This window comes from Donghicola sp. (assembly GCF_025210255.1).
Lineage (GTDB): Bacteria > Pseudomonadota > Alphaproteobacteria > Rhodobacterales > Rhodobacteraceae > Donghicola > Donghicola eburneus.
In genome coordinates this window covers 88,439-113,790 of sequence record NZ_JAOARZ010000024.1, presented here as the reverse complement: position 1 = coordinate 113,790, position 25,352 = coordinate 88,439, and the positions used below count along the sequence as shown (strand labels likewise).

Annotated in this window: 23 protein-coding genes; 16 read left to right on the top strand and 7 right to left on the bottom strand. The window is 60.0% G+C overall.

What is annotated here, in order from left to right; all coding sequences use genetic code 11:
• Positions 1–13: 13 nt before the first annotated feature.
• Together atpC and N4A58_RS11385 are read left to right on the top strand one after the other, a co-directional pair.
• Entirely contained in the window at positions 14–412 is a 399-nt protein-coding gene (atpC, locus tag N4A58_RS11390; RefSeq protein WP_072704830.1) for an ATP synthase F1 subunit epsilon, read from the top strand.
• 115 nt (positions 413–527) lie between these two features.
• Positions 528–878 carry an H-type lectin domain-containing protein gene (locus tag N4A58_RS11385; protein WP_293709705.1) on the top strand — a complete coding sequence of 117 codons (351 nt, stop codon included), beginning with the start codon at positions 528–530 and terminating at the stop codon, positions 876–878.
• Here the strand turns inward: N4A58_RS11385 and N4A58_RS11380 are convergent.
• Complete coding sequence (locus tag N4A58_RS11380; protein WP_293709703.1) at positions 875–1,897, bottom strand: ribose-phosphate pyrophosphokinase; 1,023 nt, start codon at positions 1,895–1,897, stop codon at positions 875–877. The two genes, N4A58_RS11385 and N4A58_RS11380, sit on opposite strands and share 4 nt — an antisense overlap.
• A 102-nt stretch (positions 1,898–1,999) precedes the next feature.
• Here N4A58_RS11380 and N4A58_RS11375 point away from each other — a divergent pair, with 102 nt between their 5' ends.
• The 4 genes from N4A58_RS11375 (at position 2,000) to N4A58_RS11360 (ending at position 7,519) form a co-directional block, all read left to right on the top strand.
• On the top strand, positions 2,000–2,599 hold the full coding sequence (locus N4A58_RS11375) for a 2-hydroxychromene-2-carboxylate isomerase (protein WP_293709701.1): 600 nt from the start codon (positions 2,000–2,002) through the stop codon (positions 2,597–2,599).
• 236 nt (positions 2,600–2,835) lie between these two features.
• A complete protein-coding gene (polA, locus tag N4A58_RS11370) occupies positions 2,836–5,643 on the top strand; it encodes a DNA polymerase I (RefSeq protein WP_293709699.1) in 2,808 nt (935 codons plus the stop codon).
• Between the two features lie 156 nt (positions 5,644–5,799).
• Complete coding sequence (locus tag N4A58_RS11365) at positions 5,800–6,504, top strand: alpha/beta fold hydrolase (protein WP_293709698.1); 705 nt, start codon at positions 5,800–5,802, stop codon at positions 6,502–6,504.
• Between the two features lie 82 nt (positions 6,505–6,586).
• Positions 6,587–7,519, top strand: a complete 933-nt coding sequence (locus N4A58_RS11360) for a cation diffusion facilitator family transporter (protein WP_293709697.1) — start codon at positions 6,587–6,589, stop codon at positions 7,517–7,519.
• Here the strand turns inward: N4A58_RS11360 and N4A58_RS11355 are convergent.
• Together N4A58_RS11355 and N4A58_RS11350 are read right to left on the bottom strand one after the other, a co-directional pair.
• Complete coding sequence (locus N4A58_RS11355) at positions 7,516–7,752, bottom strand: DUF2798 domain-containing protein (RefSeq protein ID WP_072704857.1); 237 nt, start codon at positions 7,750–7,752, stop codon at positions 7,516–7,518. The genes N4A58_RS11360 and N4A58_RS11355 overlap by 4 nt on opposite strands.
• Before the next feature lie 92 nt (positions 7,753–7,844).
• On the bottom strand, positions 7,845–8,420 hold the full coding sequence (locus N4A58_RS11350) for a DUF1285 domain-containing protein (protein WP_293709694.1): 576 nt from the start codon (positions 8,418–8,420) through the stop codon (positions 7,845–7,847).
• Positions 8,421–8,502: 82 nt separating this feature from the next.
• Between N4A58_RS11350 and N4A58_RS11345 the strand changes: the two genes are divergently transcribed.
• Genes N4A58_RS11345 through N4A58_RS11330 form a run of 4 tightly spaced genes read left to right on the top strand, consistent with a single transcriptional unit; the run spans position 8,503 to position 15,172 of the window.
• Positions 8,503–9,510, top strand: a complete 1,008-nt coding sequence (locus tag N4A58_RS11345; protein ID WP_293709692.1) for a MoxR family ATPase — start codon at positions 8,503–8,505, stop codon at positions 9,508–9,510.
• Positions 9,507–10,376 carry a DUF58 domain-containing protein gene (locus N4A58_RS11340; protein ID WP_293709690.1) on the top strand — a complete coding sequence of 290 codons (870 nt, stop codon included), beginning with the start codon at positions 9,507–9,509 and terminating at the stop codon, positions 10,374–10,376. The genes N4A58_RS11345 and N4A58_RS11340 overlap by 4 nt, the downstream gene beginning before the upstream one ends.
• The gene (locus N4A58_RS11335; protein ID WP_293709688.1) at positions 10,377–13,124 is read left to right on the top strand and encodes a DUF4159 domain-containing protein; all 2,748 of its coding nucleotides are present in this window, start codon (positions 10,377–10,379) and stop codon (positions 13,122–13,124) included. It abuts the gene before it with no gap.
• Positions 13,121–15,172 carry a hypothetical protein gene (locus tag N4A58_RS11330; RefSeq protein ID WP_293709686.1) on the top strand — a complete coding sequence of 684 codons (2,052 nt, stop codon included), beginning with the start codon at positions 13,121–13,123 and terminating at the stop codon, positions 15,170–15,172. The genes N4A58_RS11335 and N4A58_RS11330 overlap by 4 nt, the downstream gene beginning before the upstream one ends.
• 7 nt (positions 15,173–15,179) lie before the next feature.
• On the opposite strand, the gene N4A58_RS11325 is transcribed toward N4A58_RS11330, so the two are convergent.
• Positions 15,180–15,548 carry a hypothetical protein gene (locus tag N4A58_RS11325; protein WP_293709684.1) on the bottom strand — a complete coding sequence of 123 codons (369 nt, stop codon included), beginning with the start codon at positions 15,546–15,548 and terminating at the stop codon, positions 15,180–15,182.
• A 36-nt stretch (positions 15,549–15,584) separates the two neighbouring features.
• The gene (locus N4A58_RS11320) at positions 15,585–16,304 is read right to left on the bottom strand and encodes a DUF599 domain-containing protein (protein WP_293709682.1); all 720 of its coding nucleotides are present in this window, start codon (positions 16,302–16,304) and stop codon (positions 15,585–15,587) included.
• A gap of 93 nt (positions 16,305–16,397) precedes the next feature.
• On the opposite strand from N4A58_RS11320, the gene N4A58_RS11315 reads away from it, so the two are divergent.
• The 5 genes from N4A58_RS11315 to N4A58_RS11295 all read left to right on the top strand — a co-directional run bounded on the left by N4A58_RS11315 (position 16,398) and on the right by N4A58_RS11295 (position 21,835).
• Complete coding sequence (locus N4A58_RS11315; protein WP_293709680.1) at positions 16,398–17,846, top strand: FAD-linked oxidase C-terminal domain-containing protein; 1,449 nt, start codon at positions 16,398–16,400, stop codon at positions 17,844–17,846.
• 84 nt (positions 17,847–17,930) lie between these two features.
• Entirely contained in the window at positions 17,931–19,043 is a 1,113-nt protein-coding gene (locus tag N4A58_RS11310; protein WP_293709678.1) for an FAD-binding protein, read from the top strand.
• Positions 19,043–20,359: a glycolate oxidase subunit GlcF gene (gene glcF, locus N4A58_RS11305; RefSeq protein WP_293709676.1), complete on the top strand. Its 1,317-nt coding sequence runs from the start codon at positions 19,043–19,045 to the stop codon at positions 20,357–20,359. Before N4A58_RS11310 ends, glcF begins: the two co-directional genes overlap by 1 nt.
• A 102-nt stretch (positions 20,360–20,461) precedes the next feature.
• Entirely contained in the window at positions 20,462–21,241 is a 780-nt protein-coding gene (locus N4A58_RS11300; protein ID WP_083595603.1) for a trypsin-like peptidase domain-containing protein, read from the top strand.
• A 129-nt stretch (positions 21,242–21,370) separates the two neighbouring features.
• Positions 21,371–21,835, top strand: a complete 465-nt coding sequence (locus tag N4A58_RS11295; protein ID WP_293709674.1) for an Hsp20 family protein — start codon at positions 21,371–21,373, stop codon at positions 21,833–21,835.
• 57 nt (positions 21,836–21,892) lie between these two features.
• On the opposite strand, the gene N4A58_RS11290 is transcribed toward N4A58_RS11295, so the two are convergent.
• On the bottom strand, positions 21,893–22,861 hold the full coding sequence (locus N4A58_RS11290) for an NAD(P)-dependent alcohol dehydrogenase (protein WP_293709672.1): 969 nt from the start codon (positions 22,859–22,861) through the stop codon (positions 21,893–21,895).
• A 98-nt stretch (positions 22,862–22,959) separates the two neighbouring features.
• On the opposite strand from N4A58_RS11290, the gene N4A58_RS11285 reads away from it, so the two are divergent.
• Positions 22,960–23,856 carry a LysR family transcriptional regulator gene (locus tag N4A58_RS11285; protein ID WP_293709670.1) on the top strand — a complete coding sequence of 299 codons (897 nt, stop codon included), beginning with the start codon at positions 22,960–22,962 and terminating at the stop codon, positions 23,854–23,856.
• On the opposite strand, the gene N4A58_RS11280 is transcribed toward N4A58_RS11285, so the two are convergent.
• Entirely contained in the window at positions 23,853–25,322 is a 1,470-nt protein-coding gene (locus tag N4A58_RS11280) for an NAD-dependent succinate-semialdehyde dehydrogenase (protein ID WP_293709668.1), read from the bottom strand. The two genes, N4A58_RS11285 and N4A58_RS11280, sit on opposite strands and share 4 nt — an antisense overlap.
• Positions 25,323–25,352 lie beyond the last annotated feature (30 nt).

The window sequence follows — 25,352 nt, the reverse complement described above, 5'->3', positions numbered from 1 at the left end:
AAGGAGGCCCTGAATGGCTGATATGGTTCAATTCGATCTGGTCTGCCCCGAGCGTAGCCTCGCATCGGGCAAAGCCAGCGAAGTACTGATCCCCGGCGCCGAGGGCGAACTGACCGCGGGCCCCGGCCACGAGCCGATGCTTACCACTCTCCGTCCCGGTTTCCTCCGGGCGGAGCTGGAAGGCGGAGCGAAAGACTTCGTTGTGACCCACGGGTTCGTCGAAGTCTCGGCTGAATCGGTTTCGGTGATTGCTGAGCGCGCTTTTGCAGCGGCCGACGTTGCCCGCCCCGATCTGGAAGCGATCCTCTCTGAGGCGCGTGAACGGATGGAGCAGGCGGCTGAGGACGAAGAGCGTCACGGTCTGGAACGCTTTGTTGCCGATCTGGTGCACTTGATCGACCAGATGGACTAACGTCCACCGACACAAACTATACGAAAGGCCCGCCTTGCATTCAGAAGGCGGGCCTTTTAATTTTTCCGGTTAAGGTTAGTTTTATTTAAATAAGTTACGCGGTATCTGAAGTGGCATGAAGCGTCTCAATACCTTTCAGGTCGGAATCGACAGCGGCGATATTGTGCTCTTTTCGGATTTCGAAGAGGGCGGAGAGATGTGGCGTGGCTCTGGCCCGCGTGACCGCGTGAAAAAGATCAAATTTTCTGCGCAATATCAGGACCCACCCTCGGTGACGGTCGGTCTATCCCTGTGGGATCTGGACTCGGACACCAACGTGCGTGTCGAGATCACGGCAGAGAATATCACTGTTCGGGGATTTGATCTGGTGTTCCGCACTTGGGGGGACACCCGTATTGCCCGCGCTCGGGCGTCGTGGCAGGCCATTGGCAGCCTGCCACACGAGGATGACTGGCAGCTCTATTAAGCGCCGTTGCCGTTGTAGAGGCCTTCGTAGATCGGAACCAGCGTATCGGTTTCGAACAGCGACGAGACCGAAGTACCATTCCAGATGTTCAGGATACCCTGCGCAAACACGGGCGCGGTGGGAACGATCCGGATATTCGGGCAATCGAGGATTGCTTGGGTCGGCTCGATGGTGTCGGTGATCACGAGGCTCTTCATGACCGACTTGCTGACGCGCTCGACCGCAGGGCCGGACATAACGCCGTGGGTGATGTAGCTGTGTACCTCGGTCGCGCCTGCGTCCATCAGGACCTCAGCGGCCTTGCAGAGCGTGCCAGCAGTGTCGCAAAGGTCGTCGACGATGATACATTTCTTGCCCGTTACATCACCGATCACGGTCATTTCTGCGACTTCACCGGGCTTCTCGCGGCGTTTGTCCACGATCGCCAGCGGGGCATTGATCCGCTTGGCCAGTTCACGTGCACGGGCCACGCCGCCAACGTCGGGCGAGATCACCATAACGTCTTCCATGCTGCCGAAGTGGTGCTGGATATCCAGCGCGAAAATCGGCGCCGCGTACAGGTTGTCTACGGGAATGTCGAAGAAGCCCTGAATCTGAGCAGCGTGCAGGTCCATAGTCAGGATACGCTCGATCCCCGCGCGGGTCAGCATGTTGGCAACCAGCTTGGCGCTGATAGGGGTACGGGCCTTGGTGCGGCGATCCTGACGGGCATAGCCGAAGTAGGGGATCACGGCGGTGATGCGGCCAGCCGACGAACGGCGCAGGGCGTCAGCCATGATTAGAAGTTCCATCAAGTGGTCGTTTGCCGGCTTCGACGTCGACTGAATGATGAACATATCTTCGCCACGAACGTTCTCGAAAACCTCGACAAAGATTTCGGCATCGTTAAAGCGTTCTACACGGGCATCGACCAGACCCACATTCATCCCGCGGTGCATCGACATACGACGCGAGATCGATTTTGCGAGGGTCATGTTGGCATTGCCAGAAATCAGCTTAGGTTCGGTGAGAGAGGGCATGAGCTGCGTCCTAGAAGGGGAGTTATGACGGATTCGTGACGTTGGCTTCGCTTAACACGCGGTAACCTTCACGCCAAGCAACGGAAGCATGGGAGGGCTCCAATGCCGCATATCGACTACTACTTTTCAACCCTGTCGCCCTACGCCTACCTCGCCGAACAACGTCTAGAAGAGATTGCGTCCAAACATGGGGCAGGGGTCACCTATAAACCGCTTGATATTATGTCGCTGTTCCCACGCACCGGCGGCGCCGCGCCCAAGGATCGGCACCCCGCGCGTCTGGACTACCGCGCCCAAGAATTGCCGCGACAAGCCAAGAAATCCGGACTGCCCTTTAATCTGAAGCCGATGTTTTGGCCGACAAACGCCGCGCCTTCGAGCTATGCGATCATCGCTGCGCAAAAAGCAGGTGACGGGGATGTGGGCGCCTTGGTCCATACCATTCTGCGCGCCACATGGGCTGAGGAAAAGGATATCGCCCAAGACGATGTGGTTCGCGACGCACTGCAGGCTTGCGGTTTTGATCCCAAGCTGGCCGACAGCGGCCTCCTCGTCGGGGCAGAGACCTATGCGGCCAATCTAGAAGAGGCCGTGTCACTCGGGGTTTTTGGTTCTCCGTTCTATATTGTCGACGGAACCGAGAAGTTTTGGGGACAGGACCGACTTGACGATCTTGACGCCTTCATGTCAGGGAACCTCTAATCTCCGATCTAGATGCTATAATCTGAGGGTCTATATCCACCAAATGTAGTGCGCGAAGCGCAGTAATTTGAAATTTCAGGAAATAGAGAAATACTGTGTTGTGAGCACAGGCCCGCTCGTTTCGCTGCGCGCAGCACGCTGATCAGCCGCTCGCGTGGCGCCACCTGTTGATCGGCGCTGGAAGAGGCGTTCCGGACGTGGCATTACCGGACCCAACAGCAGGAAGGAGCGCATTCATGAGCACGACATTCGGCAAAGGCTGCCATCTGCACCTCATTGACGGGTCCGCTTTCATCTTTCGAGCCTATCATGCGCTGCCACCGCTGACCCGCAAGTCGGACGGGCTGCCGATCGGTGCGGTAAGCGGCTTCTGCAACATGCTCCAGCGCTACGTTGAGGGCACGGCCGGGGCAGACGCACCCACCCACATCGCCGTGATTTTCGACAAGGGCAGCCACACATTCCGTAATGACATGTACGATCAGTACAAAGCTAACCGCGAGGCGATGCCCGAGGACCTGCGTCCGCAGATCCCGCTGACCCGCGAGGCGACCCGTGCGTTCAACATCGCCTGCGAGGAGATGGAGGGCTACGAGGCCGACGACATTATCGCGACTCTCTGCCATCAGGCGCGGGATGCAGGCGGACGTGTGACCATCGTATCCTCGGACAAGGATTTGATGCAGCTGGTGGGCGATGGCGTCGTGATGTTTGACGCCATGAAGAACAAGCTGATCGACCGCGAAGGCGTCGAAGAGAAATTCGGTGTGGGACCAGAACGCGTCGTGGACGTACAGGCTCTGGCCGGTGACAGCGTGGACAACGTGCCCGGCGCGCCGGGGATCGGGATCAAGACCGCAGCGCTCTTGATCAACGAATATGGAAGCCTCGAGGACTTGCTCGACCGTGCCGAAGAGATCAAGCAGCCCAAACGCCGCCAGACTCTGATTGAAAAGCGTGAGCAGATCGAGCTGTCCAAGAAGCTTGTAGAGCTGGACTGCAAAACCCCTCTGGAATTCACGCTGGATGATCTGGAAATCCGCGACCCCGATCCAGAGGTACTGCTCGGCTTCCTTGCCAAGATGGAATTCCGCACCCTGACCAAGCGCATCGCCGACGCGCTGGACGCTGAAGCACCAGTGATCGAGGACAAAGCGCCGACCGCTCCTGCCGCAGCGGACTCCGCTCCGGTCGAGGATTTTCCTTTCGAGCCCGAGAATTACACCTGCCTGACCGATCCCGCGCAGTTGGAAGAGTGGATCGCCGCCATCCGCCAGCAGGGCTATGTGGCGATTGATACGGAAACGACGGCTCTGGACGAAATGGTAGCCGATCTGGTCGGCGTGTCCCTGTCCACCGAAGCGGGCAAGGCGTGCTACATTCCCATCGGCCACACCAAGGGCGACGGCGATCTGTTCGGCGGCGCGGAAAAGGCCGAAGGGCAGATGGATTTTGACACCTGTCTGTCGCTGCTAAAACCCGTGCTCGAAGATGTGTCTGTTCTGAAGATTTTCCAGAACGCCAAGTACGACATAAAGATTTTCCAGACCTACGGAATCACCGTGCAGGGCATCGCGGACACGATGCTGATGTCCTATGCGCTGTATTCCGGTCTGCACGGGCACGGGATGGACGCCTTGTCCGAACGCTATTTGGGACACAAGCCGATCCCGATCAAAGAGCTGATCGGCAGCGGGAAGTCCATGATCACCTTTGACAAGGTCGAGGTGGACAAAGCGACCCGATACGCAGCCGAGGATGCGGACATTACCCTGCGCCTCTGGCAGAAATTCCAGCCTGAACTGCACCGCGAAAAAGTCACGCGCGTCTACGAACGTCTGGAGCGCCCCTTGGTCCCTGTACTGGCTCAGATGGAGCGTGAGGGCGTGCTGGTGGACCGCGACACCCTAAGCCGGATGTCTAACGCCTTTGCCCAGAAGATGGCGCAGCTCGAGGAAGAGATCCACGAGCTGGCGGGCGAGAAGTTCAACGTGGGTAGCCCCAAGCAGCTTGGCGAGATCATGTTCGACAAGCTGGGGTATCAGGGCGGCAAGAAGGGCAAGACCGGCGCCTATGCCACCGGTGCGGATATACTAGAGGACCTGTCGACCGAGCATGAGCTGCCCGGCCGCGTTCTGGACTGGCGTCAGCTGTCCAAGCTGAAATCGACCTACACTGACGCGCTGCAGGACCACATCAACGCCGACACCGGCCGCGTCCACACCAGCTACATGCAGACCGGTGCGGCGACGGGGCGTTTGTCTTCGACCGATCCGAACCTGCAGAACATCCCGATCCGCAGCGAAGAGGGCCGCCGCATCCGCGAGGCGTTCATCGCGCCCGAGGGCAAGGTGCTGGTCGCGCTCGACTACAGCCAGATCGAACTGCGCATTCTGGCCCACGTCGCAGGGATCGACAGCCTGAAAGAAGCATTCCGCGAGGGGCAGGACATTCACGCCGCCACCGCGTCCGAAATGTTTGGCGTGCCGCTGGATGAAATGACCCCGGAAGTCCGCCGTCAGGCCAAAGCGATCAACTTTGGCGTCATTTACGGCATTTCCGGCTTTGGTCTGGCCCGCAACCTGCGCATTCCACGCGCCGAAGCGCAGGGCTTTATCGACCGCTATTTCGAGCGGTTCCCCGGCATCAAGGACTACATGGATGACACCGTGACCTTTGCCAAAGAGCACCTGTTCGTGGAAACAATGTTCGGTCGGAAAATCCATACACCCGAGATCGCAGCCAAGGGGCCGCGGGCCGGTTTTGCCAAGCGGGCGGCGATCAACGCACCGATTCAGGGCACCGCTGCCGATATCATCCGCCGCGCCATGATCCGGATGCCTGACGCAATCGCTGATATGCCTGCAAAAATGCTGTTGCAGGTGCACGACGAATTGCTGTTCGAAGTGGAAGAAGGCGCGGTCGATGATTTGATTAAAACCGCCAAGGATGTGATGGAAAGCTCTGCAATGCCTGCTATCCATTTGGATGTGCCTTTGATCGTGGATGCGGGCCGTGGGCGAACTTGGGCCGAGGCGCATTAATCCCTGAAAACTCTGGAACAATCCCCCGAATTTTGTGTTATCCTGCAGGAGATTTGGGGGAGCAGTGTTTTGAAAGTTCCAAAGAATTTTGTATTTTTGCATCGCGGGCTCACATTGCGGGCCAGCTTTTATCAGGTGCCTGCTCCGATAGATTACGTGGTCCTGAATCATGGCTTCTCGAGCAACCGATATGGCACTGGCCGTTTGCTGGTTCAGATCGCCCGCGCCCTGCATGACGAGGGGTACGCAGTGCTGGCCTTTGACCGTTTGGGGCATGGTGAGAGTGATGGTGAATTCTCGGAAATCACAGCCTCGGACGAGGTGCGCCAACTGGAAACCGTTCTCGACACCATGAAGCAACGGGTTGGCCGCCCAATGCACGTCGTAGGACACTCTTTGGGTGGAATGGGTGCCGCTGTTCTGGCCGGTGAACGGCCGGATTTGGTGAAATCCCTGAACCTATGGGCTCCGGCTGCAAGCTTTGTCGAGGATATCAATGCGGGTCATATCATGGGCGATCCGCTGCCTGAGAACCCCGAAGAAGAGCTATTCGATTTCGATGGCCAAGGCGTTGGTGCGCCGTTCATCAATGATGCGCGTGCGTTCGATCCCTACAGGGGACTGGGCAATTACGACGGGCCCGTAAATCTTCATCACGCCGAAGATGATCCAATCGTGCCAATCCGCGCGTCAGAGAGGTACCTGTCGCTGTGGGGCGAACAAGCGCGCCTGCATCGTTACAGCATCGGCGGGCATGGGTGGACGCAGTTGGGAGCACGCAAGCGGCTGATCCAGCAGACTGTCGCCGATATCGAAGCCTGTTCTGACATGAGCGACACTGGCCTGCGCGCCGCCTCCTGATTTGCGTCGTTTTTCTCGCAATCGTCTCTTGCGGCCCAAGGGCGAACGCGGGACCTTGGGGTGACAGAAGAAGGGGCACACCATGGGGCCTTCCCACAGCCATCACGGCCACCACGGGCATCATCACCACCACATTGATCCCGAGGCTGGTGACCGTCAGGTGGCCTTTGCCGTCGCAATCAATTTGTTGCTGACTGTGGCGCAGATTGTCGGGGGTGTCATTTCGGGATCAATCGCGCTGATCGCTGATGCGGTGCACAACCTGAGCGATGCGATCTCTCTGCTCATCGCGTTCTTTGCGCGCAAGATCGCGCGACGTCCTGCTGACGCGCAGATGACCTTTGGATATGGGCGGGCAGAGATGGTGGCCGCGCTCGTAAACTACACCACGCTGATTGTGATCAGCCTCTACCTCGCGTGGGAGGGGGTGCACCGCCTGATTGACCCGCCCGCGATTCAAGGCTGGACCGTTGTGATCGTCGCGGGGATTGCGCTGGTGATTGATCTAGCAACCGCGCTCTTGACGCTCAAATTGTCCAAGGACAGCGCCAACATTCGCGCGGCCTTTGTGCACAATCTGTCGGATGCACTGGGATCACTGGGGGTGATCATCGGCGGCGTATTGGTCATTCTGTACGACTGGCGGCTGATCGACCCGATCATCACGCTACTGATCGCGGGGTATATTTTGTGGCTTGCGGCAACCGAAATCGGACCGGTGATCCGCAACCTGATGCTGGCCAGCCCGCCCGATCACAGCGCCGAAGATTTGCTAAACCACATACAGGGCGAAGAAGGCGTCGCTGGCGCGCACCATCTACACCTTTGGCAGATGACAGAGCATGAGGCCGCGCTGCAGGTGCATGTGGTGGTGTCCGATCCGGACTGGTCCTCGGCCATGGTCATCCGCGACCGTGTGCGCGCGATGCTGACGGGAAAGGGGATCAGCCACGTAACGCTGGAGATCGAGAGGGCGTCAGAGGCGTGTCCAAACGCCCCTGCAATCGGTCATTAAGCCGCGTCGGGGGACCGCACCAAGAGCGCCACAAGGCGGCGTGCAATCGGTGCAACCACAAGAACGGCAGGGAAGGCGACCAGCCAGCTGGAGCCCCACGCACCCATCCATTCGGCAACGAAGTTGGGGACGAACCCGAGCGCGCGGTAGGTCGCAATGCCCGACACAAGGCAAGACATCATACCCGACAACAGCAAGCTGAAAAGGTAAGGGGCAAATTTGGGATGGATCATTGTGACGGCCCACTCTCAGAAAATATCGAGGAAATAGAATATCTGAGTGGGTCGTGATGTGAAGGCGTCATTCCCGCACACTCGATCCTGCGTTATTCCAATTCTGCCGATGGAATGATGGGAAAGAACTGACCGCTAGACATGATCCCGAACCAGCTGACTCCGTCGTGATCCTGATGCTGGCCTAGGTCAATCAGACGGTAAAAGCTTTTGCGGTCGATCAGCGCCTCTAGGTCGTCACGGACATGGACATAGGGCGAGGGCTCGCCTGACTCTGGGTCGCGGATCACACGGATTGGGTGCTCTGGCCCCGCAGCGGTCTGGTCTCCGACATTTGTTTGAAATGTCAGAACGGCGTCTTCCTCGGTCCCCACCACCTCAAAATCAATGGCAACGAAGGGCGCGTCGTCGACCGTTATGCCCACCTTCTCGACCGGGGTTACGAGGAAGTACTTTCCGTCCTCGCGCTTGAGAATCGTGGAAAACAGTCGGACCAACGGGGCACGACCGATTGGCGTTCCATTATAAAACCATGTGCCGTCCCGCGCGATGCGCATATCCAAATCGCCGCAAAACGGCGGATTCCATTTGTGGATCGGGGGGAGGCCGCCTTTGGAAGCAGCACGAGCTGCGGCAGCGATGTCATCTGCGGATGGCTTCACGGTCATGTGTTTTTAGTTCCCTTTTGCCATTTCGGATTCCTGAGATACCCTTAATCCATATAGCATTCCCCAGAGCAGGAGCCACACCATGACCGAAACCGCCGATCTGGTGTCCGAAATCGAAACCTTCGAGGAAAAACTGGCTCTGGCCCGAGAGTCTATCACCAAACGGTTCATTGGTCAGACACGCGTTGTTGACCTGACCCTGACCTCGCTGCTTTGTGGCGGTCACGGTTTGCTGATTGGTTTGCCCGGTTTGGGCAAGACGCGACTGGTCGAGACTTTGTCCACGGTGATGGGTCTGAACGGGAAACGCGTGCAATTTACGCCCGACCTGATGCCTGCCGATATTCTGGGCTCCGAGGTGCTGGAAGCAGACCCCGACGGGCGCCGCGCTTTTCGTTTTCTCGAGGGGCCAATTTTCTGTCAGCTGTTGATGGCGGACGAGATCAACCGCGCCAGCCCACGCACCCAGTCAGCGCTGCTGCAAGCGATGCAAGAGCGTGAAGTGTCGATCGGCGGGGAAACCCGTCCCTTGCCCGCGCCGTTCCACGTTTTGGCAACCCAAAACCCGATCGACCAAGAGGGCACATACCCGCTGCCCGAAGCGCAGCTCGACCGTTTCCTTGTGCAGATCAATGTGCAGTACCCGGACCGCGACACCGAGAAGGCCATCTTGCTGGCTACCACCGGTGCCAGCGAAGAGGCATCGCGTCAGGTCTTTACCGCTGAAGAATTGATTGGCGCGCAGCAGCTTCTGCGCCGGATGCCTGTGGGTGACAGCGTCGTCGAGATGATCCTTGATCTGGTCCGTGCCTTCCGCCCCGAGGACCCGACCGCGCTGTCCGAAGTTATTCAGGACGTCTCGTGGGGGCCAGGTCCCCGTGCGGCACAGGCCCTGATGCTGGCGGTTCGCGCCGAGGCGATGCTGAATGGGCGCTTGGCCCCCAGCGCCGAAGATGTCGCCAGCATGGCCGACCCCGTTCTACGTCATCGTATGCAGCTGACTTTCGCCGCCCGTGCCCGTGGCCAGCGGATCGAAGACGTCATTGCCAAAGGGGTGGCGCAGATAACCGGACACGAGGCCGCCGCGTGACCCAAGCCCCCCACTTGCGCAGCCGCGCAGAGGCTTTGGCCGCTGCGTATCCCCCTCTGCTTGCCAGCGCTGAACGCTTGGCCGCAAACGTGCAGCTAGGGGATCATGGGCGGAAACGGTCTGGCGCGGGCGAGGCATTCTGGCAGTATCGGCAACTACAAACCGGCGACGATGCACGCTTGATTGATTGGCGGCGGTCCGCACGTGGGGACGAACAGTATATCAAGCAGCGCGAATGGCAGATTGCGCAGAGCGCGTTGCTTTGGGTGGATCAGGCCAGTTCTATGAATTTCGCCAGCAGCGAAGGGCAACCGACCAAAGCCGAACGCGCCCGCGTGATCGGCATGGCGACGGCTGTGCTGCTGGTGCGGGGCGGAGAACGTGTCGCCTTGGGTGCAGTTTTGCCGCCGCGCCGTGGGACGGGGCAGCTGGAACGGATCGCTGTGGCTCTGACCGAAAACAGGCCAGACGATTACGGTGTGCCAGACCTGTCACCCATGGTGCCGAACAGCCGTGCCCTGATTGTATCGGATTTTCTAGGGGATCTAGAGCCGCTGAAACGCGTCCTGACCCGCGCTGCCGGTCGCGGTATTCGCGGGGCCTTGTTGCAGGTGCTAGACCCTGCCGAAGAAGAGTTCCACTTCCGCGGCCGCACCATTTTCGAGAGCATCACTGGCGGCGTCCGTCACGAAACCCTGCGCGCCGACACGCTGCGCGAGCGGTATCTGGCGCGCTTGGCCGAGCGGAAAGCGGAACTGGCTGACCTCGCCCTGAGCACCGGGTGGATGCTGGGACACCATCACACCTCTGAAAATGCACAATCGGCGCTGCTCTGGGTGTATCAGGCCGTACAAGGAGCGCGCTAAATGACCGTTTTCGGAGTCCTTGGATTTTCGGCGCCTTGGTTGCTGGTGGGGCTAATTGCTCTGCCTGTTCTCTGGTTTTTGCTGCGCGCGGTGCCGCCCGCGCCCATTCGCCGTAAATTCCCTGCGGTTTCCCTTTTGCTCGGACTGCAAGATGACGAACATCAGAGCGACAAGACGCCTTGGTGGCTGCTTCTGTTGCGGATGCTTGCGGTTGCTGCGGTGATCATCGGTTTGGCGGGTCCTGTCCTGAACCCTGATGCGCGGCAGAGCGGGCGCGGGCCAATTATGGTTGTGCTAGATGCAAGTTGGGCCAGCGCAACCGATTGGCGTGCACGGGTTGCACGGCTGGAGCCGATGCTGGCCGAAGCTGGCCGCAATGGTCGCCCCGTCGCCATTTTGCCGTTAACAGCGCCTGCACCCGTGACCTTCGCTGATGCCGACGCCGTGATCGAGGGCTTGCCCGGTCTGGCTCCCGCGCCCTGGGAGCCGCGATTTGACGTGACGCTGCCGGAGGGTGATTTCGATACTTGGTGGCTCAGCGACGGGCTGGATCACAATGGACGAGAGGAATTGGTCGCTGCGCTATCCGAGCGCGGCAACCTGACTGTCTTTGATACTGCGACCACGCCCACTGTCCTGATGCCGCCCGTCGCAGACGGCGCGGAACTGACTTTGTCCGCGATGCGCTTGACCTCGGGCCCCGCTCAAGAGTTTACCATTTCCGCGCTTGGTCCTGATCCGTCCGGAGTCGAGCGCATTCTTGGAACCGGGGCGATCACCTTTGAAGCAGGCGAGGCAGAGGCCAGCACGACCATTGAACTGCCTTCGGAGATTCGGGCCCGCGTGAGCCGCTTTTCGCTAGACGGTGTGCGCAGTGCGGGCGCTGTGACCCTGACGGACGATCGACTGCAACGCCGCGAAGTGGCCTTGATCGACGGTGGCCGCGACCGCGAGGCTTTGGATCTGTTGTCTCCGCTGCACTATCTGCGTCAAGCGCTGGAGCCAACGGCTGACCTGCTGGACGGTGGGCTCGAGGATATTCTTCTGGCGAACCCTGATACGATCATCCTTGCTGATGTCGCGCGTCTGGCGCCGCAAGAAGAGGCGGAGTTGCTGGAGTGGATTGATCGGGGCGGACAACTCGTGCGTTTTGCCGGTCCGCGCCTCGCGGCCAGCGACGTGTCCCGCGATAGCGAAGACCCGTTGCTACCCGTGCGGCTGCGTGCCGGGGGTCGCAGCGTGGGTGGAGCGATGAGTTGGGGCGACCCCAAGACACTGGCGCCGTTTCCCGAGGACAGCCCTTTTGCCGGACTTCCGTTGCCAGATGATGTGGATGTGACCTCTCAGGTGGTCGCGCAGCCTGATCCCACTCTGACGGATCGCGTCATTGCCAGTCTGAGCGACGGCACGCCTCTGGTCACGCGCAAGGCGCACGGGGCAGGGCAGATCGTTTTGTTCCACGTGACCGCCAACGCGGAATGGAGCACGTTGCCCCTGTCCGGTCTGTTTGTGCAGATGCTCGAGCGGTTGTCGATCTCGTCCCACACCAGCCGCCCCGAGGCCGCGCAATTGGCGGGCACCACGTGGCAACCGATGCAGGTGCTGGATGGGTTCGGCCGCTTGACCAGCGGCGACGCGCTGCCCGGTGTGGCAGGAGAGGACCTGTTTGACCGACCGCTGGGCCCCGATCTGCGCCCCGGTCTGTATGAATCCGAGGACCGCCGCTTGTCCCGCAACTTGATCGAAGAGGACAGCGTTTTGACACCTGCCGTCTGGCCCGCCTCTGTATCCGTTCAGCCCTTGGTTGCGCCCGATGCACAGCCGTTGGGTGGTGTGTTCCTGACACTTGCCGCGCTGCTCTTGGCGGCAGATCTGATCGCGTCGTTGATTGTTGGTGGTCGTTTGCGCGGGGGGGCAATTGCAGCCATTGCTGCCTGTTCTTTGGCGTTTCAGCCAGACGTCTCTCGCGCCCAAGAGGACTTGCCACCCGTGGCGGAAGAGGAAATTTTGGCAGCAGGCGAGGTGACTTTTGCCAATGTTCTGACCGGAAATCAGAGCTTGGATACGTTGTCTCTGGCGGCAATGCGCGGGCTCGCGCGAACGCTTTTTGAGCGCACGTCGGTGGAACCGAGCGACCCGCGTTCTGTTGATTTGGAAGAGGATGAGCTGTCGTTTTATCCGCTGCTCTACTGGCCGATCACACCGGATCAAACCCGCCCGTCTGATGCGGCGTATGCACGACTGAACGAATATCTTCGGGGCGGCGGAATGATCCTGTTCGACACCCGCGATGCAGACACCGCCCGCCTTGGTGCGAACTCGCCCGAGGGCGCCAAACTCCGCGAACTGGCTGCGCCGCTGGACATTCCCCCGCTAGAGCGCATCCCACAGGACCATGTTCTAACTCGCGCGTTTTACCTGCTTCAGGATTTTCCGGGCCGCTATAATAGTCGTGACGTCTGGGTCGAAGCCGCACCCGAAGACGCCATTCAGATTGAGGGCATGCCGTTTCGGGATTTGAATGATGGGGTCACGCCCGTCATCGTTGGCGGCAATGACTGGGCCAGCGCATGGGCAATTGACGATTCAGGCTACGCGATGCGTACGGTCGGTCGCGGGTATACCGGCGAACGCCAGCGCGAAATGGCGCTACGGTTTGGTGTGAATCTTGTGATGCACGTGCTCACGGGCAACTACAAATCGGATCAGGTGCACGTGCCTGCACTGCTGGATAGGTTGGGCCAATGAGTTACGAAATTGCTTTTGCGCCCTTGGTGCCGCTGTGGATCGTCTATGGGGTTGCTGCGCTGGCAATCGCGATTACAGCTTTGGCTTTTTTCCGGCGCTTGTCGGGGTGGGCGTTGCGTGGCCTTGCTGTTGCAGTGATCGCGTTGGCGCTCGCTGGACCTGCGTTGCAAGAAGAGGCCAGTGCCCCCCTTAGTGACATCGTTCTGCTGGTTGAAGATCGCAGCGCGAGCCAACGTCTTTCGGACCGCGCCGTCCAGACTGCCGAAGCGGCCGAAGCTTTGGCCCAACGCCTAGCAGAACGTCCCAACACCGAGGTGCGCCGGATCACCGTTGGCGATGGTGCGGACAATGCGGGTACACAGTTGATGACCGCCCTGACCGAGGCGATTGCCGAAGAGCCCAAGGCCCGCATCGCTGGCGCAATCTTGCTTTCGGACGGCCGCCTACATGATCTGCCCGCCGCGCCCGATCTGCCCGCGCCCCTGCAACTCTTGCTGTCGGGCGAAGAGACGGATTGGGATCGCAGGCTGATCGTAAGTAACGCCCCCGCCTTTGCCATACTTGACGAAGAGATTACGCTGACCCTACGGGTCGAAGATCAAGGCGCTGTGCCCACAGGTCTGGGTCCGGCTGAGCTATCGGTGTCGGTCGATGGCGCGCCAGCGCGGACGGTCCGCGTCCCGGTCGGGCAGGATATGGAACTGCCGCTGACATTGCCCCACGCGGGGCGCAACGTGATTGAGTTTAAGGTCACGGCTGTGGAGGGCGAGCTAACGGATCGCAACAACAGCGCTTTGGTTCAGATGAATGGCGTGCGCGACCGTTTGTCGGTTCTTCTGGTCTCTGGTGTGCCCCACGCGGGCGAGCGGACGTGGCGAAACCTGCTGAAATCCGACAGCTCGGTCGATCTAGTGCATTTCACCATTCTGCGCCCGCCGGAAAAACAAGACGGCGTGCCCGTCACCGAATTGTCCCTGATCGCGTTTCCGACGCGAGAGCTATTCCTGGACAAGATTGACGACTTCGACCTGATTATTTTCGACCGCTACAAGCGGCGGGGCATCCTGCCCGCGCTCTACTTGGATAACGTGCGGAACTATATTGAGAACGGCGGGGCTGTGCTGGTCTCGGCTGGACCGGACTATGCGAACGTGGACAGCCTGTATCGCTCGCCCTTGGGCGAAGTGTTGCCCGGTGAACCAACCGCCCGTGTGGTTGAAGAAGCCTATTTGCCCCGCGTGACCGAGCAGGGCCAGCGTCATCCCGTGACCGAAGGCCTAGCACCAATCGAAGGGGATCCGAACTGGGGCCGTTGGCTGCGTCAGATTGAGGTGGACCCCAAAGAGTCAGACGTCGTCATGACTGGCATCGACGATCTGCCTCTTTTGTTGCTGAACCGCGTGGGGGAGGGGCGCGTCGCGCTTCTGGCGTCGGATCAGGCGTGGCTCTGGGGGCGCGGTTTCGAAGGTGGCGGCCCACAGCTCGAACTACTGCGCCGCTTGGCGCACTGGATGATGGGCGAGCCCGAGTTGGAAGAGGAATCGCTGACCGCCGAAGCTGTGGGACAGCAAATCCGGATCATTCGCCGTTCGTTGGATGGGGACGTTGGGGCTGTGACGATCACTGCGCCTGACGGAACCGAGTCCGAAGTAACCTTGGAAGAGGTCTCGCCCGGTCGTTACGAAGCACTGTTTGCGGGCGATGACATGGGCCTGTATCGTCTGGCCGAGGGGGACCACGAGATTGTCATTGGCTTGGGGCCCGCAGCGCCGCGCGAGTTTGAGCAGACCATCGCCAGCGGCGATGATCTTGGGCCTTTGCTGGCTTCGACTGGTGGCGGTGTCTGGAACATGACCGACGGCGTTCCCGCGATCCGTGATGTGCGGCCCGGCCGCCCCGCGATCGGACGCGGATGGATCGGTTTGACCCCACGCGATGCGACTGAGGCACGGGACATCAGCCGTGTTCCGCTGTTGCCCGCATGGGCTGTGCTGCTTGTGGTATCGATGCTCATTATCGGAGCGTGGCTCAGAGAGGGGCGCAGCTGACGCGCCCTCACTTTTTGAGTTTGACCATGTAGCGAGTCTTGCTGAGCCCGTCGCGCTTGCAGTGTAGGCGGATGTAGACCTTGTGAACCCCGTCTGGCACGGTCAAACTTGTCAGTGACCGCGTAAAAGGCTGTTCGTTGACATGGGGATGCAGCAGTTTGCGGCGCGCAATTTCATCGCCTGCGTGCGTCTCGACGATCCAGTAATTGATGTAGTGGTCCCAACCTGAATCGGGGTGGCGTACGGTGACTTCGACACGCCAGCCCATGCCCTTGCGGGTAATCTTGGTTGCTTCGACGACGCCCTCATCTGCGTGGGCAGGCGTGCCTAGAAGAAGGCCGATAAGGCAGGGGTAAAGCAATGAACTGATCCGCATGAGCGTTACCGTACCATGCGTGTCGACCAAGTGGTGTCACAAGCCCGTGGGCGGGGGCATTCCGTCGCTCGTGTCCATCAGGACTTGGCGCGACTTCGAGGCAAACTCGCGCCGCCATAGCACACTGACCGTAAAAATCGTCGCCGCGAACAAAGCCCAAGGGCCGAGCAACCACGCGCTGGCGCCAAGTGCAAAGTAGACCGACCGTAGGCCGCGATTGAACGCGCGCGCGGCGCTGATGTTTAAAGACGCTGACTTGTCCGCGCGAACATAAGCTGCGGGGTCATTCGGGTCGTTGGGCACGGCGGCCATTAGAACGGCGCAATAGCCAAAGAGCCGGTTGGACCACACGAACTTCAGAAACGCGTTGGTCAAAAAGACCATGATGAACAGAATCTTGATTTCCCAAACCACAGCGGGCGAAGTGTCCAGCGTCAGATCCTCGGCCACGCCTTGGAGTTGCTCGGAGTTACCGATCGCCGCAAAACCGCCGCCAAGGGCAATCATACTGGCCGACGCAAAGAAACTGGTCGCCTGACGCAGCCCGCTAAGGACCGTTGCGTCAAAGATTCGCGGCTGACGCGTCACCATGTGTTTCAACCATTCGCGCCGGTATTGGGCCATAAGTACCGACACACTCGGGTTTTTCCCCGGGTTTTCGATGCGCAAGCCAATCAGCAGCCACGCGAGCATCATAAGAGCCACAGCGCAGAAATCAGCGGTTTGAAACAGGGTGATACGGTCAAGCCAAGTCATGCCTGCACTCTAGTTTGGACGCTTGGTTCTTGCCAGATGGAAAAATTGGTTATATTTTTTGACCAGACACGCCATGTCGAAGAGGAGCCCGCGATGGAAATGCCAGCACCAAACCCCACCATTCTGGCAAAGAAAGCCGAATTGGTCAGGCGACTGTCCGAGGTTTTGCCAGAAGATGCGGTCATCCACGAAGAGTCTGAGACCCGCGCCTATGAATGCGACGCGCTGACGGCGTACCGCTGCCCGCCCTTGGCGGCGGTTTTGCCTGCCTCGACCCAAGAGGTTTCTGACGTACTGCGGATTTGCCACGATCTGGGGGTGCCTGTGGTGCCGCGCGGGTCGGGAACCTCGCTCGCGGGTGGGGCGTTGCCAACGGCGGATTCGGTGATCCTTGGCGTGGCGCGCATGAACGAGGTGCTGGAGACCGACTACGACAACCGCTTTATCCGTGTGCAAACCGGACGCACGAACCTGAGCGTCACAGGCGCGGTGGAGGCAGATGGTTTCTTCTACGCGCCCGACCCGTCTTCGCAGTTGGCCTGTGCGATCGCGGGAAACATCGCGATGAATTCGGGTGGGGCGCACTGCTTGAAGTACGGCGTGACCACGAACAACCTGATGGGCGTGACCATGGTGCTGATGGACGGCACCGTAACCGAGATCGGAGGTGCGCATCTGGACGCGGCGGGCTTGGACTTGCTGGGGGTAATCTGTGGGTCCGAAGGGCAGCTCGGTGTCGTGACCGAGGCGACCCTGCGCATTCTGGCAAAACCCGAAGGGGCGCTGCCAGTGCTCATGGGATTTGGCACGAACGAGGGCGCGGGGGCCTGTGTGTCGGACATCATCAAGGCTGGCGTGTTGCCCGTGGCGATCGAGTTCATGGACCGCCCTTGCATCGAAGCCTGTGAGGCCTTCGCCAAGGCGGGATACCCCATGTGTGAAGCGCTGCTGATTATCGAGGTCGAGGGCAGCCCAGAGGAAATTCAGCACCAGTTGGGGCTGATCAAAGAGATCGCCGCCGCCCACAACCCCGTGGACTATCGAGAGGCAGTGGATGCAGACGAGGCCTATCGGATTTGGCTGGGGCGCAAGTCTGCCTTTGGCGCGATGGGGCAGATCAACGACTATATGTGCTTGGATGGGACAATCCCCGTTTCGGCCTTGCCCGAAGTGCTGCGGCGCATTGGCGAGCTGTCCAAACACTATGGATTGGGTGTGGCGAACGTCTTTCACGCAGGGGACGGCAATATGCATCCGTTGATCCTGTACAACGCAAATGAGCCCGGCCAGTTGGAGCTATGCGAGGCCTTTGGTGCGGACATCCTGCGGCTCTGCGTTGAAGTCGGTGGGTGTCTGACAGGTGAGCACGGTGTCGGGATTGAGAAGCGGGACCTTATGGTGGACCAGTTCGATCTGGTTGATCTGGAGGCACAGATGGCTGTGAAGGATGTGTTTGATCCGGCGTGGCTCTTGAACCCCGCCAAGGTGTTTCCGCTGGCGTCGTCCGAAGCGCGCCGCGCTGTGAAAATCGCCGCCGAGTAAACAGAAGCTGGGTAAGGGGGCTGTCTGCCCCCTCTTGGGCCTAGGGCCCAATTCACCCCCGAGAGTATTTGGACAAAGATGAATATGCGACCTGAGACAGAGGCCGAGTTGGCCGAACTGATTGCAGGGCGGGATGCGCCATTGTGGATTCGCGGAGGCGGGACTGCTGGGATCGTGCCGCAGGTCACGGATGTCATTGAGTCGTCTGGACTGAACGGCATCTCGCTATATGAACCAGGCGCGCTGACGCTGGTGGTGAAGGCGGGCACGGCGCTTGGGGAGATTGAAGCGACACTTGCATCCGAAGGCCAGCGGTTGGCTTTCGAGCCTGCGGATTTACGCGCTGTGCTCGGGACCGATGGGGCGCCCACGATTGGCGGTGTGGTTGCGATGAACGTGAGTGGGCCGCGCCGTATCCAAGCGGGCGCCTGCCGCGATTTTCTCCTGGGTGTGCGCTATGTGGATGGCCTTGGCACCGCAGTTAAAAATGGTGGTCGCGTGATGAAGAACGTGACCGGCTATGATCTGGTCAAACTGATGGCGGGCGCGCACGGCACATTGGGTGTCATGACTGAAGTGTCGATGAAGGTTCTGCCTTTGCCAGAAGCGCAGGGCTGCGTTTTGATTGATGGCCTGTCGCCTGATGACGCCGTTGCTGCGATGTCGGCGGCGCTGGGGTCGCCTTATGACGTGACCGGCGCGGCGCATTTGCCCGAAGGAATGGACGGCACGCCAGTGACCATGGTGCGTGTCGAGGGCTTTGGTGCGCAAGTGGACTACCGTACAGGCAAGCTGAAGGAGATGCTCGGCCGGTTCGGAGATGTGCGCGTCGAAACAAATGTGGACCGCGTGACCGCAGGTTGGGGCTATGTGCGCGATCTGACGGGGTTTGTCGGGGCCAAGGGCGATCTATGGCGAATCTCAGTGAAGCCGTCTGACGGGCCCGAGATTTTAAAGGCGATCAACGCGACCAAAGCTCAGATGGATTGGGGGGGCGGCTTGATCTGGGCTGTGGTGCCCGAGGGATCGGATGTGAGATCGCGGTTGGGTGTGGCTGGTCACGCGACTCTGGTGCGGGGGGCAGGGCAAGCGCGCTTTCATCCGGAGACGCCCGTCAATGCGCGATTGGCCGAGGGTTTGCGCGCGAAATTTGATCCCAAGGGGATTTTCAACCCTGGACTGATGGGAGCCAACTGATGCAGACTTTTTTCACCGACGAACAGCTTCAGGACCCAGGCACCAAGCGCGCAAACGAGGTCCTGCGGACCTGCGTCCACTGTGGGTTTTGTACAGCAACCTGCCCGACCTATCAGGTGCTGGGGGACGAACTGGATAGCCCCCGTGGCCGCATCTATCTGATCAAAGATATGCTGGAAAACAACCGCGTGCCGGACGAAAAGACCGTGCGCCACGTAGACCGCTGCCTGAGTTGTCTCGCTTGCATGACCACATGTCCGTCAGGCGTGCACTACATGCATCTGGTCGACCATGCGCGTGCGTACATCGAAAAGAACTATACACGCCCGTGGCACGATCGCGCCCTGCGCTGGATGCTGGCGCAGATCCTGCCGTACCCTTCGCGATTCCGGTTCGCGCTGTGGCTGGCGAAGATGGGACGCCCATTCAAGGGGTTGGTGCCAGACCCGCGCCTGAAGGCGATGCTGGAGATGGCGCCGAAACAAGTCCCCCCCGTCAGTGCCAATGATCGTCCGCAGACCTTTGCACCAGCTGCGTCCAAGCGGATGCGTGTTGCACTTATGACCGGCTGCGCGCAGAAAGCGCTGAACACAGACATCAATGACGCAACTATACGTTTGCTCAGACGCTTCGGATGTGAGGTTGTGATCGCCGAAGGTGCAGGCTGCTGCGGCGCTCTCACGCATCACATGGGGCGTGAAAACGACAGTCACGATGCGGCAGCGGCGAATATCCGCGCATGGACGCGCGAGATTCAGCAAGGCGGTCTGGACGCAATTGTGATCAATACCAGCGGGTGTGGCACCACTGTCAAAGACTATTGGCACATGTTCAGAAACAGTGAACTTTCCGCCGACGCCGAGCAGATTTCCGCCTTGGCGATGGATGTTAGCGAACTCCTGCTCAAGCTGGATATCCCCGCTGGAGAAGACAAGGGCTTAACAGTCGCCTACCACGCCGCTTGCTCTTTGCAGCATGGGCAACAAATCAAGGCTGCGCCCAAGGATCTGCTGAAAAAGGTTGGTTTCCAAATCGTTGAACCTGCAGACCCGCATTTGTGCTGCGGCAGCGCAGGGACGTACAATCTGATGCAGCCCGAAATCTCTGGTAAGCTGAAGGAAAGAAAGGTCCGGACGCTTGAAGCCAAAAATCCCGACGTCATTGCGGCGGGCAATATCGGGTGCATGATGCAGATTGGCTCCGGCACAAAGACGCCGATTGTTCACAGTGTCGAGCTTCTGGATTGGGCAACCGGCGGACCCATGCCACGTGCCATGGGTGGGGTGCGCCCCGGAGAAGTCCCGATTTTGGTTTAATCCGCCCTACTTTTGCCTCATCCTGAGATTATTGCGAGGCATGAGTGTAAGTGGAGGTTCGGTTTGCGCTTCATACTGGCAGCAATCGCACTGTGTTTGGGAATGTCCGCTGCGTCGGCAGAGGAATCTGAACTCAGACGTCTAGACACGGGCGTCGACAGCCGTGGCTGGGAGGGGGTCGGTCGTCTGGATATTGGCGGCAAGGGCTTCTGTACCGGTGCCTTGGTTGCGCCCGATCTTGTGCTCACTGCAGCGCATTGCTTGTTTGACAAGGAAACCGGCCAACGGGTCGAGTTGGACCAGATCGAATTTCTGGCAGGCTGGCGCAATGGACGCGCCTTGGCCTACCGTGGCATCCGCCGTGCCGTGACCCATCCGTCCTATCGCTATGACCGCTCCGAAGGGGCAGAGCGTGTGCGTCTGGATCTGGCTTTGCTGGAGTTGGTGCAGCCGATCCGAAACACGCAGGTGACTCCATTCCCAACCGGCCCTCTGCCCCACCGTGGCGCAGAAGTCGGAGTGGTGTCCTATGCCTATGACCGCGCCGAGGCGCCGTCGCTGCAAGAGATCTGCAATGTCCTGTCTGTGCAGGATGGTGTGATCGTCCTGTCATGCCAAGTCGACTTTGGGTCCTCTGGCGCGCCGATTTTCCAGATCACTCCCTATGGCGCTAAAATCGTGTCTGTGGTCGCGGCCAAGGCCGAGGTAAACGGCGAACCCGTTGCGCTGGGATCGGACCTGTCGCTGGCCTACCGCGAGTTGCGGGCAGAGCTGGAGATGGACAACGTCCGCAACACTATGGGGGCCAAGGGGCCGCGCCATGTGATTGTCGGACAGAACTCGCACACCAACGGGACAGGCGCGAAATTCATTCGCCCCTGACCCTCTTGAAAGCCTGATCAGGCCTCCCCAAATTGTGTTTTGTGAATGCCCATGATGGGGTTCACGCCCACCCCTGCCTGTCCATGTCGGAAGGCACAGCAACACAGTTATCGCTTTACGGAGGATGACATGCGTAACTTTGATCTGGCCCCCCTGTATCGGGCCACTGTCGGATTTGACCAAATTGCGGACCTGATGGATCGGGTTCTGGCGAACGATGCCCCGCAGCCGACCTACCCCCCATATAATATCGAAAAAACTGCCGACGATGCCTATCGCATCTCGATCGCTGTTGCCGGCTTCGGCGCAGAAGATCTGAGTGTCGAGGTTAAGGAAAAAGCGCTGGTCGTTTCGGCCCGCAAGGGCGACGAGGACACCCCGCGCACCTACCTGCATCGCGGCATTGCGACCCGCGCGTTCGAGCGTCGATTCCACCTAGCGGATCATGTCCGCGTGGTTGGCGCGACCCACACCGACGGGATGCTACACATCGACCTGAAGCGGGAAATCCCCGAGGCGTTGAAACCGCGCCGGATTGAGATTGCATCGATCAAGCCCGTCGGCCAGTCGATCGAGGGCCACGCCAACGCGTGACCGCTGATTCAGGGTGAATGATAGGGGGCTCGGCGCATCGCCGGGCCCCTTTGCTGTTCATCCGAGCGACAGCACCACAGTGCCGCGGGCGTGGCGAGTCTGAACGCGGCTGTGCGCCTCGAACACGTCGATCAGGTCATAGACCCTGTCTACCACGGGTTTGAGCGTTCCCTCGGACATCATCGTGGTGAGCTCTTGCAAGTTCTCTGGTTTGTCACCGTTGACGTGCAGCTTCATCCGCTTGCCGCCTGTTTTCGACTGCATGGCCAGTTGCCACACCTCCCTGATGCCAAAATTCAAGGGGATATACAGCCCTGTTGACTTCAGAACTTTGCGCGCCTTGGGAAACGAACTGGCGCCCACACAGTCGAAAACCACGTCGTAGGTGTCTTTGCCAGTCAGGGGATCGGTGTCGTGGTAGTTCACCACCGCGTCGGCCCCCAAAGTCTGGGCCAACTCTTCGCTGGTGCCGCCGCACACGGCCGTGACATGGGCGCCTTTGGCCTTGGCGATCTGGATTGCATATGCTCCCACGCCGCCCGTTGCCCCGATGATCAGGATGCGCTGCCCCTGCTTCAGGTCTGCCACATCACGCAGGAATTCCAATGCGCAGAGCCCCCCGAACGGGACGGCCGCCGCGTCCGAGTATTCCAGCGATTCCGGCATCTCGGCGACGGCGCGGTCTTCGGCAATTGTCAGGTACTCGGCGTGGGCTCCGCCGCCCGACGATCCATAGACCCGCTGGCCAACTTTGAATTTGGTCACGCCTGCGCCGACTTCGGTGACTTCGCCGGCAAAGGTCATCCCGAGGATAGGATTGCGCGGCCGGAACAGACCGAACATCAAACGCCCAACGATCCACAGCCCACCGGGGAAATCCGACGCGCGTAGGCGCCAGTCGGCAGTGGTGACAGCGCTGGCATGGACGCGGACTTGAAGCTCTTTGGCCTTGGGTTTGGGGGTCGGACGCAGCTCTAACCGCAATACATCCGGCGCCCCGTACGATTTGTACGAAACTGATTTCATCTGAGAATGTCCTGAATGGTGTGATCTTTAGTCGAAATTAACTAGAATCGGTCCATTAAAAAATTATCGAAATTCAGACCGGACATATACAGATTCGCATGGATTGGACCCGCGTAAAATTTGACTGGAACCACGCAAGGGCGTTTCTGGTCACCGCAGAAGAGGGCTCTTTGTCCGCTGCCGCCCGCGCTTTGGGGATGACGCAGCCGACTTTGGGCCGTCAGGTCGCCGCGCTCGAGGACGAGCTTGGGATCGCCTTGTTCGACCGTGTCGGGCGTGGGCTAGAGCTGACAGAGTCCGGCGATAGCCTGCTGGCCCATGTCCGCGCGATGGCCGAGGCGGCGGGCAGCCTGTCCTTGACCGCCACGGGCAAATCCCAGTCCATTGAGGGCACAATCCGCATCACCGCCAGCGAGATTTACGCGGCTTATCTGCTGCCGCCGATCCTGCCCCTGATCCGCCAGATAGCCCCTGATCTGACGGTCGAGATTGTGGCCAAGAACGATATCTCGGATCTGCAACGGCGCGAGGCAGACATCGCTCTGCGTAATGCCCCGCCCGAGGGCGATACCCTGATCGCCCGCAAAATCGCCGAGGATTATGGCTATCTCTTCTCGACCGAGGATTACGCGGAAAAGCTGGGGGACCTGCGCGACGAAGGCAACCTGCAGCGCGCCAGCTTCATCGGGATGGAGCATAACGACCGCTTGATCGGTGGACTGAATAAGATGGGGCTGGGGGTGACCTCGCAGAACTTCCCCTATCAAACCAGTGATCATCTGGTGCACTGGGAAATGGCCAAGCAAGGGCTCGGCGTGGGGATCGTTCCGGTGTGGCTCGGGGACTCAACGCGAGACATGGCGCGGGTCGATTGCGGGCTGGACCCGATTTCCTATCCTGTTTGGCTGGTCGCGCACAAAGAACTGCAGACCAGCCGAAAAATCCGGCTGGTCTTTGATCTACTGGCGGCAGAGGTGCCGCGCCTGCTGGGTTAGACCGACAGGCAGACGTATTTCAGCTCGAGATATTCCTCGATACCGTGGTGGCTGCCCTCGCGGCCCAGTCCCGACTGCTTCACGCCGCCAAAGGGCGCTTGCTCGGTCGAGATGATGCCGGTGTTCACGCCGACGATGCCGTACTCCAGTGCCTCAGAAACCTTGTGCACGCGGCTCAGGTCCTTGGCGTAGAAATACGCGGCGAGGCCAAAGATGGTGTCGTTCGCCATTTCGATCACGTCATCCACATCGCTGAAACGGAACAGTGGGGCGAAGGGGCCAAAGGTTTCCTCTTTGGAGACCTTCATATCTTGGGTCACGCCGGTCACGATGGTCGGCTCATAGAAGGTGCCGCCCTTTTCATGGGGTTTGCCGCCAAGGATCACTGTGGCGCCCTTGGATACAGCGTCCTGCAGGTGGTCTTCGACCTTCTCCACAGCTTTCTCGGTGATCAGCGGGCCCAGATCGGTGCCGTCTTCGAGGCCATTGCCAACCTTCATCTCGGCGACCTTGGCACGTAGCTTCTCGGCAAAGGCGTCGTACACGCCGTCCTGTACGTAGATGCGGTTAGCGCAGACGCAGGTTTGGCCGTTGTTGCGGAATTTGCAGGCGATGGCGCCCTCGACCGCGGCGTCCAGATCGGCGTCGTCAAAAACGATAAAGGGCGCGTTGCCCCCCAATTCCATGCTGCATTTCATGACCTGATCGGCGGCCTGACGCAGTAGGATACGGCCCACGCCGGTCGAGCCGGTAAAGGTCAGCTTGCGCACGCTCGGGTTCTCGCAGAATTCCTGACCGATGCCGGCCGCGTCGGACGAGGGCAGGATCGACAGAATGCCCTTGGGCAGGCCAGCACGCTCGGCCAGCACGGCCAGAGCCAAAGCCGACAGAGGGGTTTCCGATGCAGGGCGCGCCACGAACGAACACCCCGCCGCAATCGCGGGGCCACATTTGCGCGTGATCATCGCGGTGGGGAAGTTCCAAGGGGTGATCGAGCCGACGACGCCAATGGGTTGCTTGAGCACGTGGATGCGCTTGTCCGGCTGGTGGCCGGGGATGATCTCACCCAGAATGCGCTTGGCCTCTTCGGCGTAGAACTCGATGAAGCTGGCACCATAGCTGATCTCGCCACGCGCCTCGGCCAAGGGTTTGCCTTGCTCGGCGGTCATGATCTTGGCGAGGTCTTCTTGGTTTTCCATGATCAGGTTGAACCAAGCGCGCATCACGTTCGAGCGGTCCTTGGCGGTGCGGGCGGCCCATTCCTTTTGCGCGAGGCGGCCTTTTTCGACAGCTTCGGCGGTCTGTTCACGGGTGACGTCGGCGACCATGGCTAGAACCTCGCCAGTCGCGGGGTTGGTCACTTCGAATTGACCGCCTGCGCCGTCCACCCAGTCACCGGCCAAGTAGGCTTGGGTGGCAATCAGGCTGGGATCCGCCAGAATTTCGGAGAGGGGCGATGTGGTCATAAGAGCCTCCGTTGGCATTCGTATTTCATT

Excerpts from the sequence above, each read along its gene's own strand:
- N4A58_RS11320 (WP_293709682.1), bottom strand. The coding sequence starts at position 16,304 with ATGACTTGGCTTGACCGTATCACCCTGTTTCAAACCGCTGATTTCTGC.
- N4A58_RS11380 (WP_293709703.1), bottom strand. The coding sequence starts at position 1,897 with ATGCCCTCTCTCACCGAACCTAAGCTGATTTCTGGCAATGCCAACATG.
- N4A58_RS11375 (WP_293709701.1), top strand. The coding sequence starts at position 2,000 with ATGCCGCATATCGACTACTACTTTTCAACCCTGTCGCCCTACGCCTAC.
- N4A58_RS11300 (WP_083595603.1), top strand. The coding sequence starts at position 20,462 with ATGTCCGCTGCGTCGGCAGAGGAATCTGAACTCAGACGTCTAGACACG.
- N4A58_RS11295 (WP_293709674.1), top strand. The coding sequence starts at position 21,371 with ATGCGTAACTTTGATCTGGCCCCCCTGTATCGGGCCACTGTCGGATTT.
- polA (WP_293709699.1), top strand. The coding sequence starts at position 2,836 with ATGAGCACGACATTCGGCAAAGGCTGCCATCTGCACCTCATTGACGGG.
- N4A58_RS11285 (WP_293709670.1), top strand. The coding sequence starts at position 22,960 with ATGGATTGGACCCGCGTAAAATTTGACTGGAACCACGCAAGGGCGTTT.
- N4A58_RS11330 (WP_293709686.1), top strand. The coding sequence starts at position 13,121 with ATGAGTTACGAAATTGCTTTTGCGCCCTTGGTGCCGCTGTGGATCGTC.
- N4A58_RS11360 (WP_293709697.1), top strand. The coding sequence starts at position 6,587 with ATGGGGCCTTCCCACAGCCATCACGGCCACCACGGGCATCATCACCAC.
- N4A58_RS11345 (WP_293709692.1), top strand. The coding sequence starts at position 8,503 with ATGACCGAAACCGCCGATCTGGTGTCCGAAATCGAAACCTTCGAGGAA.
- N4A58_RS11325 (WP_293709684.1), bottom strand. The coding sequence starts at position 15,548 with ATGCGGATCAGTTCATTGCTTTACCCCTGCCTTATCGGCCTTCTTCTA.
- N4A58_RS11355 (WP_072704857.1), bottom strand. The coding sequence starts at position 7,752 with ATGATCCATCCCAAATTTGCCCCTTACCTTTTCAGCTTGCTGTTGTCG.
- N4A58_RS11385 (WP_293709705.1), top strand. The coding sequence starts at position 528 with ATGAAGCGTCTCAATACCTTTCAGGTCGGAATCGACAGCGGCGATATT.
- N4A58_RS11350 (WP_293709694.1), bottom strand. The coding sequence starts at position 8,420 with ATGACCGTGAAGCCATCCGCAGATGACATCGCTGCCGCAGCTCGTGCT.
- N4A58_RS11290 (WP_293709672.1), bottom strand. The coding sequence starts at position 22,861 with ATGAAATCAGTTTCGTACAAATCGTACGGGGCGCCGGATGTATTGCGG.
- N4A58_RS11315 (WP_293709680.1), top strand. The coding sequence starts at position 16,398 with ATGGAAATGCCAGCACCAAACCCCACCATTCTGGCAAAGAAAGCCGAA.
- atpC (WP_072704830.1), top strand. The coding sequence starts at position 14 with ATGGCTGATATGGTTCAATTCGATCTGGTCTGCCCCGAGCGTAGCCTC.
- N4A58_RS11280 (WP_293709668.1), bottom strand. The coding sequence starts at position 25,322 with ATGACCACATCGCCCCTCTCCGAAATTCTGGCGGATCCCAGCCTGATT.
- N4A58_RS11335 (WP_293709688.1), top strand. The coding sequence starts at position 10,377 with ATGACCGTTTTCGGAGTCCTTGGATTTTCGGCGCCTTGGTTGCTGGTG.
- glcF (WP_293709676.1), top strand. The coding sequence starts at position 19,043 with ATGCAGACTTTTTTCACCGACGAACAGCTTCAGGACCCAGGCACCAAG.
- N4A58_RS11310 (WP_293709678.1), top strand. The coding sequence starts at position 17,931 with ATGCGACCTGAGACAGAGGCCGAGTTGGCCGAACTGATTGCAGGGCGG.